Source organism: Deinococcus aerius (assembly GCF_002897375.1).
GTDB lineage: Bacteria > Deinococcota > Deinococci > Deinococcales > Deinococcaceae > Deinococcus > Deinococcus aerius.
This window is the reverse complement of record NZ_BFAG01000002.1, coordinates 193,749-210,347: the sequence shown is the minus strand read 5'-3', so window position 1 is coordinate 210,347 and position 16,599 is coordinate 193,749. Positions and strand designations below refer to the sequence as shown.

Sequence of the window (16,599 nt, the reverse complement as noted above, 5' to 3'; positions counted from 1 at the left end):
GCTCCGGCTTCAGGTCTGCTCTGGAAGAGGTGGCGTGTCACCCGGGTCACGGCCCCGTCCACCGGCCTCCGCTGCCCCGCCGAACAGGCGGGCGGTCAGGCAGGACACCCCGGCGTTCCACTTCCCTGGAACCACCACAGCGCCCGTGCCATTCAGTCGAGGTGGGGCAGGTGGATGGGTGCCGTCCCGGACCTGATCGGGGTGGTGCTCTTGAATGCTGACCACGCCCGTGCTGCCCGGGCCGCATCGCCCGTGGCGCTCCACTGGTCCTGTGCATCGGTCGCGACGTTCAGCCGCCAACTTCTTATACTGCCCCGTGCTGAATGAGGAGCCACCGGCCGTGACCCCGTCCAATCCGTCCCCGGTGCCTGGCCCCGGCAGCTCGCGGTGGCGAGGAGCCCTTCCTGATCCGGGACCGCGGAACGGCGGGGGGCCTTTGATGCCGCCTGGCCTCCTGCCGCGGGGTGGGCGGTGAAGCAGTATTGGGCGGTCGTGGGCGCGCTCGTCGCGGTCTTCCTGGTCCTGTTCGTGGTGGTGGAGGCGCTGGGGCTGCCCCTGCTGACCGACCCCCTGCCCTTTCTGCGCCGGGGCGGCGCGGCGGCGGGCCTGGTGGGGGTGGCCCTGCTCGCGACGGACGTGCTGCTGCCCGTGCCTTCCAGCGTGGTGATGCTGGCGCACGGGGCGCTGTACGGCGCCCCGCTGGGGACCCTGCTCTCGCTCGTCGGCAGCGTGGGGGCCACGCTGCTGGGGTTCGCGCTCGGTCGGCGCGGCGGCCCCCTCCTCGAGCGGCTGGTGCCGCCGGGGGCCAGAACGCGCAGTGAGGCCCTGCTGCGGCGTTGGGGACCGCTCGCCCTCGTCGTCACGCGCCCGGTGCCCCTGCTCGCCGAGACGGTGGCCGTGCTGGCGGGCGCCTCGCCCCTGCGGTGGCGGCAGGTCATCCCTGCGGCCACGCTGGGCGCGCTGCCGTCCGCCTTCCTGTACGCCTGGGCGGGGGCGACAGCGAGTGGACTCGGGACAGCCTGGGTGGTGGGGGCGGTCGCGGCCACGGCCGTCGCCTTCTGGCTGGTCGGCCGCTGGCTGGAGCAGCGGTCGCCGGACGATGGGACCGGGGTACGCTGACCTGGGGAGGACACCCGCTACCGTTGCGGACGGGGTCGCCGCTTGCACAGCCTCCGAAATCAGCATCGTCGCCCCATCCCGCTCCCTTCCCTGCCGCCACGGCTGGTTCGTCGTCCGGCTAACGGATTCAGGGAACAGTGCGCCCACACGCGAGCCGAAGCGTGGCCCTCACGGGACTGGGAGAAGTCCTGGCGCGGCTCGGCGGGGCGGTCGGCGACGTTTATCGCCAGCCAGGATTCCAACCGCCGTACGTGTTCCACAGCCGAAGGGCCAGGTTCACGGCCCAGACGGCTGCCAAGCCGAGCAGCAGTCCCGCTCCCAGCCCGATCAGGGCCCGTGTGGTGCTGATCAGAAACGGCGTGTGGAAGTGCGAGAAGGTGTTCAGGATGCTGGCCTGCCCTTCCAGGCCGCCCAACAGCGCCAGGACCGTGAGAGAGCCGGGCAGCGTGCCCGACAGCCCCTGCAACAGCAGCGGGTGACCGAACACCTCCTTGAAGCGTGGGCGGATGACAGCGTCTTGCAGATCCTGGCGAATCCTGGCCTCCACGCCGCTGACACCCACCGCCGAGGTGTTGCCCCGCCGCGACACCGCGACCGCGAAGAGGGCCAGCGCCAGGCCCAGCAGCACCACGTCACCCACCTTGAGCTTGACCGCAAACAGGTCGGCCAACGTCCGGCGGATGTCCTGACGGGGCAGAAAGCTCAGCAGCACCAGCCCGATGGGCAGCACCAGCGTCAACCCCACGCCGCTGAAGGGGTCGAGGCCCAGCATGCTGCCCTTGTCGGCGCCCAGCGCGCTGACAAACAGCACGCCCAGCAGGCTGAACCCCGTGGCGAGAAACCAGTCGGTGAGCTGCCTGCGCCGCAAGACCAGCCCCAGTGCTGGAAAGGTGATGGCCGCCACCAGCGCCAGGCTGTGAAAGGGCTCCCCGCCGTTCAGGCCCAGGGCGCCCAGCAGCGCCAGCCCCCCCACAATCAGCCCGACGCGCGGCAGCGGATAGCTCAGCGCCAGCAGCAGCAGGGCGGCGAGCGGCCCGATCATGCTCAGCCCCCTGAGCAGCGCATTGGGCGTGTAATTCTCGATCACCGGCCGCGTCACCCGGATGTGGCTGCGCGCCAATTGCTTGCCGAGCAGGGTCAGAAAATACTCGGTTTCCCCCTGCGTCGGGAAGGGCCGCAGGTACAGGATGCGCTGGGTCCGCTCGCGGGCGGCCAGCGCGAATTTGCTGGCCACGTCACCCGGCGTCAGGTTGTTCTGCCAACTGGGGTTCAGGCTGAACATGCGCGCGGCCGTGCGGCCCTCGATCAGGGTCTCAAGACCGGCCTGCGGGCTGTTCTCGATGATGGTCGGCACCCGGGTGCCCAGCCGCGCCCCGATGTCGGCCAACACCCTGGGGTTGCGCGCGCCGATCACCTCGCTGCCGGTGAACGAGAGAAAGGGCACGTCCGGCCAGTCCGCCCCCGGCTGGCGCACGCGCTGGTCGTCGTAGGGCCGGTAGACCACCACGAAGCCCCTGGCCTGCAACGTCCTGATCTGGGCGAGGTTGGGACCAGCGGGGAGGTAGCGCGGATCTACCGACCAGCCCACCCACGGCTGCCCCCGCACCGTCACGGTGGTGGTCGGCAGCGGCCGGTATCGGGCGGGCGGCAGCAGTTCGCCAGTTGCCGCGGCCTGACTGATGGGACCGGCGTTGGCCAGCGAGCCGTATCTCCTCACCAGCCGCTCAACTGTGCCGGGCTTGATGGACCTCAGGTACGACCACTCCGGGTTGATGCCGGGCACACCGGGATGGCGCGCCTGCAATTCGCTGCCCGTCAGGAAATACGCTTCGCCGCGTTGAATGGCCGAGGCCACGACATCCTCGTAGACCGCCACACCGTTGACGCCCAGCGTCTGGTAGCGCCGCAGCAGGGCGCCGGGGTCCTGTCCAGTCTCCTTGGCCTGCTGTGAGAGCGCCGGGTAATCCATGACGAGCGCCACCGTCTTCTCGCTGTTCTCAAACGCGATCCGGCTGGTAACCAGCAGCCCGGCAGGAATGAGCGCCAGAAGAATCAGCGAGAGCAGCAGTGGCTGGAAGCGCGAGCGGGTGGGCAGCGGCAGGCGACTTAACGCCGAAGCTGGCGAGGTGGGGTGAGGGGTCGGTTGAGGGTGGCTCATGGTGGTCCTGACAGGGTCATGCGGGCGGGCCGGATCAATGGCGGAGGAGCCTGGCTCGAGCGGTCCACAGGAAGGAGCGTGACTTGCTCAGGTCACGTCCAGCGCTGAAGCTGAAACCCAGGGGGGCAACGGCGACGTGCCGTCGCAACCTGTCAAGGGGTGGCCGCGGCGCGCGCATGGGAGGAGAGGAGGCCCCGGACGTCACACCCACATCGACGCTGGTGGTCGGGGCGCGGGCGCCGCAGGAGAACGGACGATGCTCCAGCTCATGTTTGCCACCCGCATCGAGAACTACGGCCCGACCATCCAAGAGGGGCGTTTCCGGCAGGACGAGATGGTCAAGACCCGCCATGACCAGCTCCACAGGGTGGAGCGGCGGGTTCAGCCCGCACCCGCTCCTACGGGTCGCGCACGGCGAGGGCGACGGTTCAGCCGGGGCGGCCCTCCCCCGCGTGCCCCTCCACCGTGGTGAGCAAAACCTCCGGGCGCGCCTGAGGGATCTGCCCCGCCGTGGCGACGGGAGTGTCAGGCTGGCCGGAGGCCCGAGCCGTGCGGAGGTTACCCAGCGAGGCATGGCCGCATGAGAGGTCTGCCCGCTCCCCTCGGTCGTGATCCGCCACAACGCGAGTTCGAGCGGGCCCAGCGGCGAGGGAGGCGTCCCGGCCGTCCCAGCCCCTCTGCACGGCCCGAGTCCGGCGAGCGTCAGGACATCGGCTTCCCGCCGCAGGGTCGTCCTCCAGGGCATCTATTCCCCTCCCGGGCGGTCACCCGGTTCCGGTTCAGGGCGGGAAGGGGAAGGACGGAAGTCGGCGGGCAGCCACCAGGGCGCCTGAATTGTCCGGGCGCGGGCCCACTCGAAGGCGAACATGCGCCGGTACTCGTCGATGGCCCCGGCGTCGCTCGTGGCAAGCGTGTACTCGCCCAGGCCGAGCGGCCCGAAGGAGGAATAGTGCAGGTTCTGGCTCCCGACGGTGAGCATCTGGTTGTCAATCAGGGCAGCCTTGGTGTGCAGCCCACCTGACGTGCCGTACCAACGGGCTTGCACGCGCCCTTGCAGCCCCAGCGGCGCCAGCTCGGCCTGGAGGCCGCGCAGCAGGGCCAGCGTCTCCGCCTGGAGCAGCGGATCGTAGTCCAGCAGCAGCCGCAGCGTGACGCCCCGCTCGCGGATCGCGCGGACAGCGGCGCGCCATACGGGCAGTTGAAAGGCGGGGTCGCAGCCGCCCGGTTCGGACAGCTTCCCCACGCAGCCCAGGGTGCCGCTCACCTGGGACTGCATCACGTCGATGCTCGTGCCCGCCGCCGCGAAGAGGGCACTCACCGTGTCGTCGGCATTCTGGTAGCCGCGGCGGCGGTAAAGGGGATACACCCGGGCGGTTCCGGCGGCGGGGGCAGGGGCCGCCCAGCCCAACGGCAGCAGTGGTGCCCGAACCTCAAAGGCACACTCGCGCCGCAGCGTGGCTGGCAACGGGGGGGTTCGGCACGTGAGCCGCTGGCTCAGGGTCCACCCGTCGCGGAAGGCCGCCAGCGCGTTCCGGGCAACCGGGCCGCGCACCCACAAGGCAAGGTCCGTCAGATCGAGACCGCGCCCGCTTGGTGCCGTCTGCGGCTCGTGGAAGAAGCTGACGTTGTACCCGCCAGCCAGCATCCGCTCGCCGTCCTGCACGACGAGCTTCATGTGGTTGTGGGGCAGGGCGTAGGCGTAGTCGGCGATCTCCAGGCGCCAGCCGGGCACGGGGTCACGGGTCAGCGGGACGCCCGCGTCCAGCAGGTGCCGGGCGGCGTTGTAGGCGTTGGCTGCTGGGTCGAGGTCACCCAGCCGGATGGAGTGGCCGAGCATGACGCGCACGGTCACGCCGTCCGGGTAGCGGTCGGGGAACGCGGCCACGTCCCGCCGCAGGGCGGCGATGGCCTGGGCAACCCGCGCCCCCGGGGCATCCGGACCGTCGTCCCAGATCATGTTGGCGATGAGCAGCTCCCGTCGCGTCCGGCGCAGTTGGTCCACCAACAGGTCGAAGGCCCCCCCAGGGCGGCGCGGCTGGGCGCTGTAGGCGGGGTCCGCGTTCGGAAAGTGCAACAGCCCTTCTACCTGGTTCCCGCAGCTCAGCGCCGCGCCCTGTCCCCGTGTCCGTTCGAACAGCAGGCGGTCGAGCGGCGCTTGAGGGACCGGACAGGTGTTCAGGCCCAGACCGTCGAGGGCAGCGGTGTCGGGCGCGGGAAGCGGTCCGGCCACCTCGAACCCGGCCGCCAAGGCCAGCCCCCACCCCCCGGGCCGGGCGTCAGGAACCAGCAATAGCACCAGCCAGGCCAGTCCCCAGGCGACGGAGCGGGTGAGGGGAACAGGACACGCCTTCTGAGGCGAACTCGACTGCAACGGATGCACGGAACCGGGATTCAAGCGTGAAAACTCCTCGCGGCCGCCCGATCGCCGCATGGGGCTTCTTCCATGGCAGCACAGGGGCCTCGTCTGGTCAGGCAGGATTGGGGGTGAGCAAGGGTGGGACGGGTGCCCCTGAACCCAGCCTCAGTTTCCCATACACTGTACGCATGAACAAGTGCTCATACGTATGGTCACACGGGAGGGCTGATTGACGCGAGCGTCTGTTTTTCTGCCGCGAGACGTTTATGCAGGAGCAGGGTGGGCTTCAGGATTAAGCGAGGTCGTGGAAGAGGCCAGCCATGGATAAGTACGCCTGGTACGTGATCGTGGTGTACGTGGTGCCCCTGGTGCTGCTGGGGGCGTACCTCGCCTGGATGTGGCTGCGGCTGCGGGCCCTGCGGGAGGAGGAGCGCCGATGACGACTCCCCTGCCCCGCGCGAGGCGGCGTCGGCGCAGCCCCTGGCCGACCATGCTGGGCGTGCTCGCGCTCGTGGGCCTGACGGCCTTTATCGCCTTCGGGAACCTGGGCAAGAGCCTGGAGTACTTCGTCACACCGACGGAGTACGAACAGCAGCGCGCCCAGTTCGAGGGCCGCCCCCTGCGCATCGGCGGGCTGGTGAAGGCCGTGCAGTACAACCCGCAGACCCTCGACCTCAAGTTCAACGTGACGGACGGCGGCGCCACCTTCCCGGTGCAGTACCGCGGCGCGGTCAGCGACCTGTTCAAGGAGAACCAGGGCGTGGTCGTGCGCGGGACGTTCCAGGGCAACACCTTCCACGCCACCGACCTCGTGGTGAAGCACTCCGAGGAGTACCACGTGCCGCAGACGCAGGCCGAACTCAAGAAGCTCCTTCAGGAAAACCAGAGCCAGCAATGAGGGGCGGATGCTGAACCTGATTTCCTTCCAGTCGAGTGCGCTCGGCGCGCTGGGCCAGCTTAGCCTGCTCGCGGCGCTCGCCTTTACCCTGGGCGGGACGTGGCTGGCCGTCGTCGGTGGCCTGAAGGCCGACAGCCGGGCCACCGAGGCCGCGCGGCGGGCGGTCTGGGCCGTCTTCGCCCTCGTGAGCCTGGGGACGCTGGTCCTGATGGCCGCGCTGCTGCGCGACGACTTCAGCGTGCGGTACGTGGCGGAACACTCCATGCGGGCCTCGCCGACCTGGGTCAAGGTGACGAGCCTGTGGGGAGCACTCTCCGGGTCGATTCTGCTGTGGGCGTGGCTGCTCGCGGGCTTCGCGCTCGTGCTGAGCCTGACCCTGCGGCGCGACGCCCTGCGGCCCTGGGCCCTGGGCGCGATGTTCGTCAGCCTGCTCTTTTTCGTGGGTGTATGCGCGAGCATCGCCAGCCCGTTCACGCCGCTGAGCCAGATTCCGGCGGAAGGCTCCGGGCCCAATCCCGCCCTGCAAAACCACTGGATGATGGCCGTCCACCCGGTCCTGCTGTACCTGGGCTTCGTGGGGCTGAGCGTGCCCTTCGCGTACGCGGTCGCCGCGCTCGTGACCGGGCGGCTCTCGGACCACTGGGTCGTCGTGACCCGGCGCTGGACGCTGGTCGCCTGGGCCTTTCTCACCGCCGCCATCGTGGCGGGCGGCTGGTGGAGCTACGAGACGCTGGGCTGGGGCGGGTACTGGGCCTGGGACCCGGTGGAGAATGCGTCGTTCATCCCCTGGCTGCTGACCACCGCTTTCCTGCATTCCGTCCAGATTCAGGAGCGGCGCGGGCTGATGCGCGCGTGGAACGTGTGGCTGATCGTGCTGGCGTACGCGAGCACCGTGCTGGGCACCTTCCTGAACCGCTCGGGGATCGTGCAGAGCGTCCACGCCTTTGCGGGCGGGCCGGTCGGGCCGGTGTTCCTGGGCTTCCTGGCCTTCCTGCTCGTGGCGGGGATCGGGCTGGCCGCGTGGCGTGCGCCCCACCTGCGCGACGAGGCCGACCCGCCCGCCCCGGTGAGCCGTGAGGGAGCCTTCCTGGCCGGGAACTGGCTGTTCCTGGTCTTCGCGGTGATGGTGCTCGTCGGGACCCTGTTCCCCACCCTCGTGGAGGCAGTGCAGGGGCGGCGGGATGCCTCGGTCGGCCCGGCCTTCTACAACGCCTTCGCCATTCCGCTGGGGCTGGGATTGCTGCTGCTGATGGGCGCGGGGCCGCTGCTCCCGTGGCGGCGGGCAGACGGGCAGAGTTTCTGGCGGGCGCTGCGACCCCTGCTGCTGGCGGGGCTGGGGGCGGGGCTGATCGCCTTCGCGTTCGGCGTGCGGAGCCCGGGTGTGCTGGGCACGGTGGCGCTCGCAGCGTACAACCTCGTCGGGCTGGGGCTGCTGACCGCGCGGGCGCTGCGGGAACGGGCGGCGGCGCGGCGGGGAAGTGGCTTCCTCGGCCTCGTCCGCGAGCAGCCGCGCCGCTATGGCGCCTACCTCGCGCACGTCGGGCTGGTCGTCATCGCCCTGGGGATCGCCTTTTCGGGCGCCTATCGGCAGGACGCACAGACTACGCTGAAGGTCGGTGCGGCCCCCACCAAACTGCTGAACGAGACGCTGGCCCTGCAAGGCACCCGGCTCGACACCAAGCCCTACGGGCGGTCCCAGGTGGCGCGCGTGCTGATCGACGGGCGGCCCTTCGAGGCGAAGCTCAACACCTACGTGCAGGGCGGGAACTCCGCCTTCGCCGCGCCCGCGGTGCGCTACGGGGTGCTGGGCGACACCTACCTCGTCGTGACGGCCTTTGACGAGCAGGGCCGGTGGGCCAGCGTGCGGCTGATCGAGAGCCCGCTCGTGTCGTGGATCTGGTGGGGCACCTTGATCGTGGTGCTGGGGGCCGGGCTGACGCTCGTGCCGCCCAAGCGCGCGACGGTGCGCGTGCCCGTGGCGCGGACGGCCCCGGCGACTGACTAGCCCTTGCCCCTGAAGAAGAGAGAGGATGTATGACAGAGGTTTCAACGAACCCCAAACCCGCGACTCCCGCTCCCCTGTGGCGACGTCTGCTGCCCCCCGTGCTTGCGGCGGGGCTCGTTGGGGTGCTGGGTGCAGCGCTGCTGAACCCCGCGCGCAACACCCCGGAGGGTGGGCCACTGATCAACAAGCCCGCCCCCGCCTTCACCCTCGAAAGCCTTGACGGCGCTCCGGTCAGCCTGGCCTCCCTCCAGGGCCGTCCCGTCGTCCTGAACTTCTGGGCCTCGTGGTGCACGCCGTGCCGGGAGGAGGCGCCCCTGTTCCGCGAACTCAGCGAGCGGCAGGGCGCGGGACAGGGCCTGGCGGTCGTCGGGGTCCTGTTCCAGGAGACGAAGGAACAAAATGCGCGCGACTTCATCAAGGAGTACGCCCTCGCCTATCCCTCCCTGCGCGACCCCGGCATCCAGACGGGCATCAATTACGGCGTGTCGGGCATTCCGGAAACGTTCTTCATCGACCGTGAGGGCGTGATCCGCGACAAAGCGTCGGGGGGCCTGACCCGTGAGCGGCTGAACGCGGGGCTGGCGAAGATCGGGGTGGCGGGGCTGTGAGGCGGCCAGGGGTGTGGGGACTCCTGGCCCTCGTCCTGGGCTTGCTGCTGTCCGTGTCGCTCGCCCTGACGCCCGACCAGGAGGCGCGGGCGGAGCGGCTGGGAACCAACCTGCGCTGCCCGATCTGCACGGGCCTGCCCATCACGGAGAGCACGAACGACCTCAGCCGGGAGATGCTGCGGGACGTGCGCGAGCAGGTGGTGGCGGGGCGCAGCGACCGGGACATCTATGCCTACTTCGCCGCGCGGTACGGGAACTTCGTGCTGCTCGACCCGCCCAAGGAGGGGAGCAACCTGCTGCTGTGGGGCGCCCCGCTGGCGGCGTTGGTGGCGGGGGGCGCGGTGCTGTGGGGCGTGTTGCGCAAACGGAACGTCGCGGCTCCGTCCATCCCGGAGGCGGGGACCGAGGCGCCCTTCGACCCCTTCCTCGCCCAGGTGCGGCGTGAGACCCGGGGGGATGACCGGGCGGGGGGGCAGGCGTGATCCTGGGCCTGACCCTCTTTGCCCTCGTCCTCCTGGCCGCGCTATGGCTGGTCTTGCAACCGCTGAGAGGTGGCATGCCCACTGATCCCGACGCTCCCGAGCGCCACCGGCTCACCGCCGAGCGTGACCGCCTGTACGCGGAATTGTCTCATTTGACCGACGAGTCGCGCCGCCCCGACCTCGAACGCCGCGCGGCACTCATCCTGCGGGCCCTCGACGCCCTGCCAGCCGCTCCTCCTCCCCGGGAACGTGGGAGGCGGACGCGCGCCGCTGCGCTGGCGGGGCTCGCGGTGGCTGCGCTCGTCACCGTCGCCGGGGCGGTGACCTTCGTGCCACGCTGGCAGCTCGCCTCTCTCGGGGCGGATGAGGTGCAGGACGTGCGGGACGTGCTCGCGCTGCCGGGCCTGCGCAGGAAGGCCGAGACGACCGGGGAGGGAGCCGCGTACCTCGCCTGGGGCCGGGCCGCTTTCGACTCCGCCCGGTACGCGCAGGCGGTGACCGCGTACGGGAACGCCCTGAAGCTCGACCCCCGGCAGCCCGAGGCACTGCGGCGGCTGGGCATCCTGCTCCTGACGCGAGGCGAGCAGACGGGGCAGACCGGCGCACAGCCCACACCCGAGGACGCGCGGCAGGCCTTCCTGTTGATCCGCACCGCGGCGCAGCTCGCGCCGAAGGAGCCGGAATCGCAGCTCCTGCTGGGCTTCGCGCTCGCCCGCTTCGGGCAGGACGCGGACGCGCTGACGGCGCTCGAACGCTACCGGACCCTCGACCCCAAGGGACGCGACGCCGACGACCTGATCACCTCCCTGCACGCGAGGCAGAACGAGAGCGACCCAGGCCTGCGCGTGTACGCTGCCAACTGCGCGAGTTGCCACGGCCCGAACGGGGGCGGGGGCCTCGGCCCGAACCTGCGGGTCGCCACCCTGTCGCGGGAGGCCCTCGAAAACGTGATCGTGAACGGCAAGGGCGCCATGCCCGCCTCCCCAAACCTGAAGCCCGAAGAGCTGAACGCCCTCCTCGACGTGCTGGAGCGGTGGCAGAAGGAAGGCGAGTAATGCCCCCGTCGGCTAACGCTGCTCGTCCGGCGTGTACGCGTACAGGGACAGCAGGGCGGAGCTGATGTCCCGGAAGATGGGGGCGGCGAGTTGCGATCCCTGGTACTCGCGTTTGGCCCCGCGCACCATCACCGCCACCGTGAAGCGCGGTTGCGCCGCGGGGAGGAAGCCCGCGAAGGTGCTGGAAAACACCTCCCCGCTGTAGCGGCCGTCCACCGCCACCTGCGCGGTGCCGGTCTTCCCGCCCACGTGGTACCCGGGCAACTCGGCCTTTCCCCGGATGCCGTCGTCGATCACCCCACGCAGCACCTCGCGCATGCGGGCCGCCGTCTCCCGGCGCAGCACCTGCCTCGCCCCGGCCACGTCGCCGGGGAAGAGGCGCGGGGGAACGTACCGCCCGTCGTTGGCCAGCACGTTGAAGGCCGCGACGAGTTGCAGGGTGGTGGCGGTCAGTCCCTGCCCGAAGGACAGGGTGGCCTGTGACAGGGCGCTCCAGGCGTCCGGGTCCCGCAGGAGGCCGTCCCCGGCGGGCAGGCCCAGCCGGACCGGCTGCCCGAAGCCGTACGCGGTGAAGTAGCGGTACAGCAACTCCGGGGGCACGCCCTCCACGAGCCGGGTCATGCCGACGTTGCTGGAGTAGCGCAGGATTTGCCGCGTTGTGAGCCGGGCAGGATGCGGAACGAGGTCGTTGATGGTGGCCCCGGCGAGGCGGCGCCACATCGGGGTGTCGTACGTCTGATCAGGTGTGGTCCGGTCCTCGTCGAGCAGAGCCGCCACCGTGAGCGCCTTAACCACACTGCCCGGCTCGTACTCGTCCAGCGCCGCCCGGTTGCGCCAACGGTCAGCCGGGACCTGCGTCCAGGCGCCCGGGTCGAAGCCCGGCACCGACGCCAGGGCACGCAACTCGCCCGTCCGGGTGTCCATGACGGCGGCCGACGCGAACTGGGCGTCGGTGCGCCTCAGGGCCTCGCTCAGGACGGCTTCAACGGCGGCCTGCACGCGGGTGTCCAGGGTGAGGGTCAGCGCCTCACCGCGCTGCAAGCGCCCGTTCATCGCCCGCTCCGTGCCCTCCAGCCCGGCCGAGGCCCCCACAAAACCGATGACCGGCGCGGCCAGGGGACCCAGGGGGTAACGCCGGGCGTCCAGGGCGCCGTGCGCCAGGACCCGCCCGTCGGCGCTGCGCAGTTCCCCGCGGGTGGGCCGGGTGGACGGGAGGGGCGGGGGGCCAGCGGGGACCGTGATGCGGGCGAAGGCCACCGCCAACACGGCGAAGGCGAGCAGACACAGGGCGGCGAGGACGCCAGCACGGCGACCAAGGCGGTGGGAGCCAGCACGAGTTGGGTAAGGGGACATGGAAGGTCTTTCTCAGGAGGGCCTGGGCGAGGAAGGACAACGCGGTTCGCCGGGACCGGCGAGGGAAGGCGGACCGTCCACATGGGATGGGCCGCACGGCGAAGTTGGGGGGAAGGCGGGTCTCGGGCCGTGTCGTGGCCAGGTTGCCGAACCGGCGGGGGCGGCCGGGACGCCGCGTGGGGGCGCACTCCCAAGCGGAAGGGGGCCGGTGAGCCAAGGATGACAGGACACGCACCCCCGGGAGCGGCGGCCGGTCGGGTTGGACCGGAGGGCGGGCTGCCCAATTCGGGTGAAGCGTCAGTTCAGCAGGCCTGTGATCATGCGGATGGAACAGGCGAAGCTCTTCACCCCGGGTCACGGCCCAGCGCCCCCGGCGAGCAGCCACTGGAGCCCCTGCCCCAGCATCAGGGCGTTGAGCAGCAGGGTGAGGATCATCAGCCCCAGGAACCCGTCGTTGGAAGGTGTGGGCCAGCCGGACAGCCGCCCCGCGAGCAACACCGTGCCGAGCACGTAGAAGATCGCACCGATCCCAAGGTGGCCCCCCGAGGCCAGGACCGCGCCGACCGCCAGGTTGGACAGGCTGAGCGCGAGGCACAGCCGCTCGGCCCGCCGGTGCCGGTCGCTTCCCTTCACCCGCAGGCTCCCCCACACTGGGCGTGGGCCGAGCGGCGCGCCACCCCCTCACCGCGTCCCCAGGTCGTGAGCGGCCTGACGGCGGTGAGGGGCCGGAGCTGGCTCAGCACTGTGGGCGACGGTGGGTGGTGGGGCCGATCCGTTCTGCTCGGCTGACCCGCGGATGGGTGGGCGGAAGCCGCCGCTGGGATGGGCGGCCTCGCGGCATGGGCCGCTGCGGCGAGGTCGCCCTGGCCCCGGCGTTCACCGTCCCCCCGTCAGCCTGAGGGCGCGGGCGATGCCCTCGCGCTGGTCCCGGAAGGTGCCGGAAAAGATCTGGTCGCCGACCTGGGTGACGGGCAGCGCGGAGACGTCGGCGCGCGCCAGCAGCTCCGCGCGCGCCTGCGCGTCGTGGTCGATGTTCTGTTCCGTGAAGGGAATGGCGTGGCGGGTCAGGAAGGCCCCTACGGCCCGGCTGGTCGCACAGGCGCCCGCCGTGTACACGGTGACCGTGGTCATGCTGGTTCCTCCCACGCCCGCTCGCAGAGGAGGAATTGGGAACAGCCGTGCCTGAGTCCACCTGCCCCCACCTGCGTCCTCCCTCCTCGGCCGAAAAGTTGCCCGTGAAGCATGGCCCTATTATATGAATGTTTGTTCATATATACCAGCAGGTTGAAAGGGACGTGGTTGTCGAGCCGACTCTTCTGGACGGCTCCGTGCCGAGGGACACTGTGGGGGAGAAGCTCAGGTGGGAACGACCCCGCGCTAAGGGTCCTCCGTGGCCCGGCGACGGGACCTGTACCGCCAGCCTCTCATGACCGCGCGAGAGGCAAGGGCACCGGTCGGCCGCATCATCAAGCACCAGGACCCCGTCGCTGCCCCGGCCCACGAAGGGGGCTTCACGGTGAAGGTCCGCAGGCGGTTCATGACCCGGATGAGGAGAGCCTGCCTGGTCCGTGGGTCGTCCCACGACGCCACGGCCCGTCGCAAGAGCCGGACAAGTCGAGGGCCCGTTCCCCACGTCATCCCGGTCGAGCGGACCGAACGAGGGGAGAGGCTGCCCCTCAACGTCTGGGGCCACCGCTCTGGTCACCGGCCAGACGCCCACCCTCGACCCGGAGCGTCCCACCCACCGTCGGATTGATCAGCGTGTCGCCCACTCCGGGCAGGCTGAACGCGCTGCGGGTCGAAGGCCCCGGCCACACCCGTCCCCAGCCGTGCGTCTCGGCCCGTCCGACAACGCTGCTTCCCGTCCCATGGCCACGCCCGCACTGGACGCCCGCCCACCTGCCGCCTCCTTCCCTCAGGGTTCGGACGACCGCTGCGGCAGACGCCGCGCGCGTTGGAGGACGCGGTGCTTGAGGGCGGGTGGCGGCGGAACCTCGGGGGCGGCGGCGTCCTCCGGCGGCTGAAGGTCCCGCCGTTCCGGCTGGGGCGCGTGGCCCCCGGCCCGCGCTGGCGCTTCGTGCTGGTCTTTCTGCTGGTCGTTCATGCAGGGGGCCTCCTTTGAGGTACGCCGGGTGGGCTCGCAGGGTTCAACGGGGAGGGGCGGACCCTGACCTCAACCCTCACGAGGCTGGCCCTGTTCCGGGGCGAACCCATCCGCGCGGACCCAGCCCCAACCCCAGCAGCGCCAGCACGCTCAGCGCCGTGACCCACTCCCCCCACCGGACGTACGGGGTGACCGTGGTGGTCTGCGCGAAGAAGACCGGCAGCGCCCCCGCGACCCGCCGCGGCAGCCGGGCCGTGACCCGCCCCGAGGGCGCGATGGCCGCCGTCACCCCGTCGTTGCCCGCCCGCAGCAGCCAGCGCCGGGTCTCGATGGCCCGCACCCGCCCCATCTGGAAGTGCTGCTCGGCCCCCACCGACGGCCCGAACCAGGCGTCGTTCGACACCACCGCCAGGACCCGCGCGCCCCGCCGCACCTGGGCACGCGCGAGGGCCGGGAAGGTCGACTCGTAGCAGATCAGCGCACCCGCCCGCACACTGCCCACCGGCAGCGGCGCCAGGGTGCGGCCGGGCACGGCCCCCGTGAGGGCGGGCAGCCCCAGCGTGCGGAACACAGCCTGGTAGGCCCCGTCCAGCCGCTCGCGGGCCGGGAAGTACTCCCCGAACGGCACCAGCCGCACCTTGTCCTGCCGCCCCCGAACCTGCCCGCCCGCGAAGGCGTACACGCTGTTGCGGTACCCGCCCTCCTCGGTCGGGGCACCCAGCAGCAGTGGCACCCTCAGCGCCGTCAGCGCGCGATCCACCGCCGGTGAGGTGGGCGCGGCCGGGGCGGCCGTCTCGGGCCACACCACCAGGGCCGGGCCGGCGGCCAGGCCCGCCCGGGTCAGCGTCAGGTAGCGTCCCAGTTCATCCGCCGTGCGTCCCTGGGCCTTGGCCCGCGGATCGACGTTGCCCTGCACCAGGAGGGCCCGCTCCGTGGCGGGCGGGTCCGGCGGCCGGGTGAGGCCGTACAGGGTGCCCAGCGACAGCAGCGCCGCCGCGCCCAGCAGGACCCGCGGGCGCCGGTCGGCCAGGGCCGCCGCCGCGAGCGCGACGAGCAGTCCCACCAGCGAGACGCCGCCCAGGTCCGCGAGCTGCACGAGCGGGGTGGACGCGAACGCGTACCCCAGGCTGCCCCAGGTGAACCCGAACGGCCCCAGGCCACGCGCGCTGTCCAGCAGCACCCAGGCGAAGGGCAGGGCCCAGAGCGTGGCCCGGCCCATCAACCGGCGGGTGAGGGCCGCCGTCCCGGCCCACATCAGGGCCAGCCCCCCCACCAGGACCGGGTACAGCGCCGCCACCCCGGGCCCGAAGAGGGGCGACAGGCTGCCGGGCAGCCACAGCAGCAGCGCCCCGAAAATGCCCGTGGCAAAGGCGAAGGTCAGGCGAAAGGCCCGGCCTGGCGGGTGCCGCGCCACGGCCCGGAAGAGCCAGGCCAGGGGCAACGGCGCGAGCCAGCCCAGCGGCGAGGGCGGGAAGGTAAACGAGAGCCCCACCCCGGCGAGGAACGCCAGCAGGAGAAAAGTGCCACGGAACGAAACCCGCTGCATCAGAGGACGAGCACCCCGCGGTGCTTGGCCGCGCTCTCCGGCTCCACATGGATGGTGACCTCACTGTCCGGCACCTCCCGCTCGATCACCCCTTCCAGCCGGTCACAGATGGCGTGGGCCTGCCCCACGGTGAGGTGCTCGGGCACCACCAGGTGGAAGTCGATAAAGGTCAGCCGTCCCGCGTGGCGGGTGCGCAGGTCGTGCGCCTCCAGCGCCCCCTCGGCGTGCTCGGCCACCAGGCGGCGGATCAGCGCCTGCGTCTCGGGGGGCGCGGCCTCGTCCAGCAGGCTGCGCGCGGACGACCGCACCAGCCGCCCGCCCACCCACAGGATGTTGAGCGCCACCAGCATCGCCATGACCGGGTCGAGCACGGTCCAGCCGGTGAGCGCCACCAGCCCCAGGCCGACGAGGACGCCCCCGCTCGTCACCACGTCGGTGAGCAGGTGTTGCCCGTCCGCGACCAGGGCGGGGGAGCGCAGCCACCGCCCGCTGCGGACGAGGTAGGTCCCGTAGCCCGCGTTGAGCAAGGTCGCCCCCAGCGAGACGAGCAGGCCCAGCCCCAGTCCCTCCAGCGGCTTGGGCGCCCTCAGGTCCTGGGACGCGCTGTAAAGGATGCTCACGGCCGCCAGGACGATCAAGACGCCTTCGAGCACGGCGGAGAAATACTCGGCCTTGGCGTGGCCGTAGGGGTGGCCCGCGTCGGCGGGCTTGCGCGCGACCGAGAGGGCGAAGAGGGCCGCCGCGGAGGCGACGACGTTGATAATGCTCTCCAGCGCGTCGGAGTACAGCGCGACGCTGCCGGTCAGCAGGTACGCGCCCGCCTTGAGCGCGAGAATCAGCAGGCCCAGCAGCAGGCTGTACCGGGCCAGTCGGAGGGTACGGTCCACAGGACTCCTTGGGGTCAGCCGGGGGTGA

General features: G+C 71.4%; 14 protein-coding genes. 6 read left to right on the top strand and 8 right to left on the bottom strand.

Annotated elements, in window-relative coordinates; genetic code table 11:
- The first annotated feature begins 471 nt into the window (after positions 1-471).
- A complete protein-coding gene (locus tag DAERI_RS03860; RefSeq protein WP_103128108.1) occupies positions 472-1,119 on the top strand; it encodes a TVP38/TMEM64 family protein in 648 nt (215 codons plus the stop codon).
- Between the two features lie 220 nt (positions 1,120-1,339).
- Here the strand turns inward: DAERI_RS03860 and DAERI_RS03855 are convergent, their stop codons facing one another.
- Complete coding sequence (locus DAERI_RS03855) at positions 1,340-3,277, bottom strand: DUF5693 family protein (RefSeq protein WP_221274093.1); 1,938 nt, start codon at positions 3,275-3,277, stop codon at positions 1,340-1,342.
- Between the two features lie 745 nt (positions 3,278-4,022).
- Positions 4,023-5,525: a phospholipase D-like domain-containing protein gene (locus DAERI_RS03850; RefSeq protein WP_235610247.1), complete on the bottom strand. Its 1,503-nt coding sequence runs from the start codon at positions 5,523-5,525 to the stop codon at positions 4,023-4,025.
- Between the two features lie 544 nt (positions 5,526-6,069).
- On the opposite strand from DAERI_RS03850, the gene ccmE reads away from it, so the two are divergent.
- The 5 genes from ccmE (at position 6,070) to DAERI_RS03825 (ending at position 10,681) form a co-directional block, all read left to right on the top strand.
- Positions 6,070-6,531 carry a cytochrome c maturation protein CcmE gene (gene ccmE, locus DAERI_RS03845; RefSeq protein WP_103128106.1) on the top strand — a complete coding sequence of 154 codons (462 nt, stop codon included), beginning with the start codon at positions 6,070-6,072 and terminating at the stop codon, positions 6,529-6,531.
- A gap of 7 nt (positions 6,532-6,538) precedes the next feature.
- Positions 6,539-8,536 carry a heme lyase CcmF/NrfE family subunit gene (locus DAERI_RS03840; RefSeq protein WP_103128105.1) on the top strand — a complete coding sequence of 666 codons (1,998 nt, stop codon included), beginning with the start codon at positions 6,539-6,541 and terminating at the stop codon, positions 8,534-8,536.
- 29 nt (positions 8,537-8,565) lie between these two features.
- Positions 8,566-9,144 (top strand): TlpA family protein disulfide reductase, encoded by a 579-nt coding sequence (locus tag DAERI_RS03835; RefSeq protein ID WP_103128104.1) that lies wholly within the window; start codon positions 8,566-8,568, stop codon positions 9,142-9,144.
- The gene (locus DAERI_RS03830; RefSeq protein ID WP_235610245.1) at positions 9,141-9,626 is read left to right on the top strand and encodes a cytochrome c-type biogenesis protein; all 486 of its coding nucleotides are present in this window, start codon (positions 9,141-9,143) and stop codon (positions 9,624-9,626) included. Before DAERI_RS03835 ends, DAERI_RS03830 begins: the two co-directional genes overlap by 4 nt.
- A gap of 74 nt (positions 9,627-9,700) precedes the next feature.
- Entirely contained in the window at positions 9,701-10,681 is a 981-nt protein-coding gene (locus DAERI_RS03825; protein WP_221274120.1) for a c-type cytochrome, read from the top strand.
- A 12-nt stretch (positions 10,682-10,693) separates the two neighbouring features.
- Here the strand turns inward: DAERI_RS03825 and DAERI_RS03820 are convergent, their stop codons facing one another.
- The 6 genes from DAERI_RS03820 to DAERI_RS03800 form a co-directional block, all read right to left on the bottom strand.
- A complete protein-coding gene (locus DAERI_RS03820) occupies positions 10,694-12,034 on the bottom strand; it encodes a peptidoglycan D,D-transpeptidase FtsI family protein (RefSeq protein WP_103128101.1) in 1,341 nt (446 codons plus the stop codon).
- Positions 12,035-12,388: 354 nt separating this feature from the next.
- On the bottom strand, positions 12,389-12,667 hold the full coding sequence (locus DAERI_RS03815; protein WP_129117511.1) for a hypothetical protein: 279 nt from the start codon (positions 12,665-12,667) through the stop codon (positions 12,389-12,391).
- Positions 12,668-12,910: 243 nt separating this feature from the next.
- Complete coding sequence (locus tag DAERI_RS03810) at positions 12,911-13,165, bottom strand: glutaredoxin family protein (RefSeq protein WP_103128099.1); 255 nt, start codon at positions 13,163-13,165, stop codon at positions 12,911-12,913.
- Positions 13,166-13,949: 784 nt separating this feature from the next.
- Positions 13,950-14,138: a hypothetical protein gene (locus DAERI_RS21905; RefSeq protein ID WP_129117510.1), complete on the bottom strand. Its 189-nt coding sequence runs from the start codon at positions 14,136-14,138 to the stop codon at positions 13,950-13,952.
- A 76-nt stretch (positions 14,139-14,214) separates the two neighbouring features.
- Positions 14,215-15,684 (bottom strand): apolipoprotein N-acyltransferase, encoded by a 1,470-nt coding sequence (gene lnt / locus DAERI_RS03805; RefSeq protein WP_201262713.1) that lies wholly within the window; start codon positions 15,682-15,684, stop codon positions 14,215-14,217.
- Entirely contained in the window at positions 15,684-16,571 is an 888-nt protein-coding gene (locus DAERI_RS03800) for a cation diffusion facilitator family transporter (protein WP_103128098.1), read from the bottom strand. Before DAERI_RS03800 ends, lnt begins: the two co-directional genes overlap by 1 nt.
- Positions 16,572-16,599 lie beyond the last annotated feature (28 nt).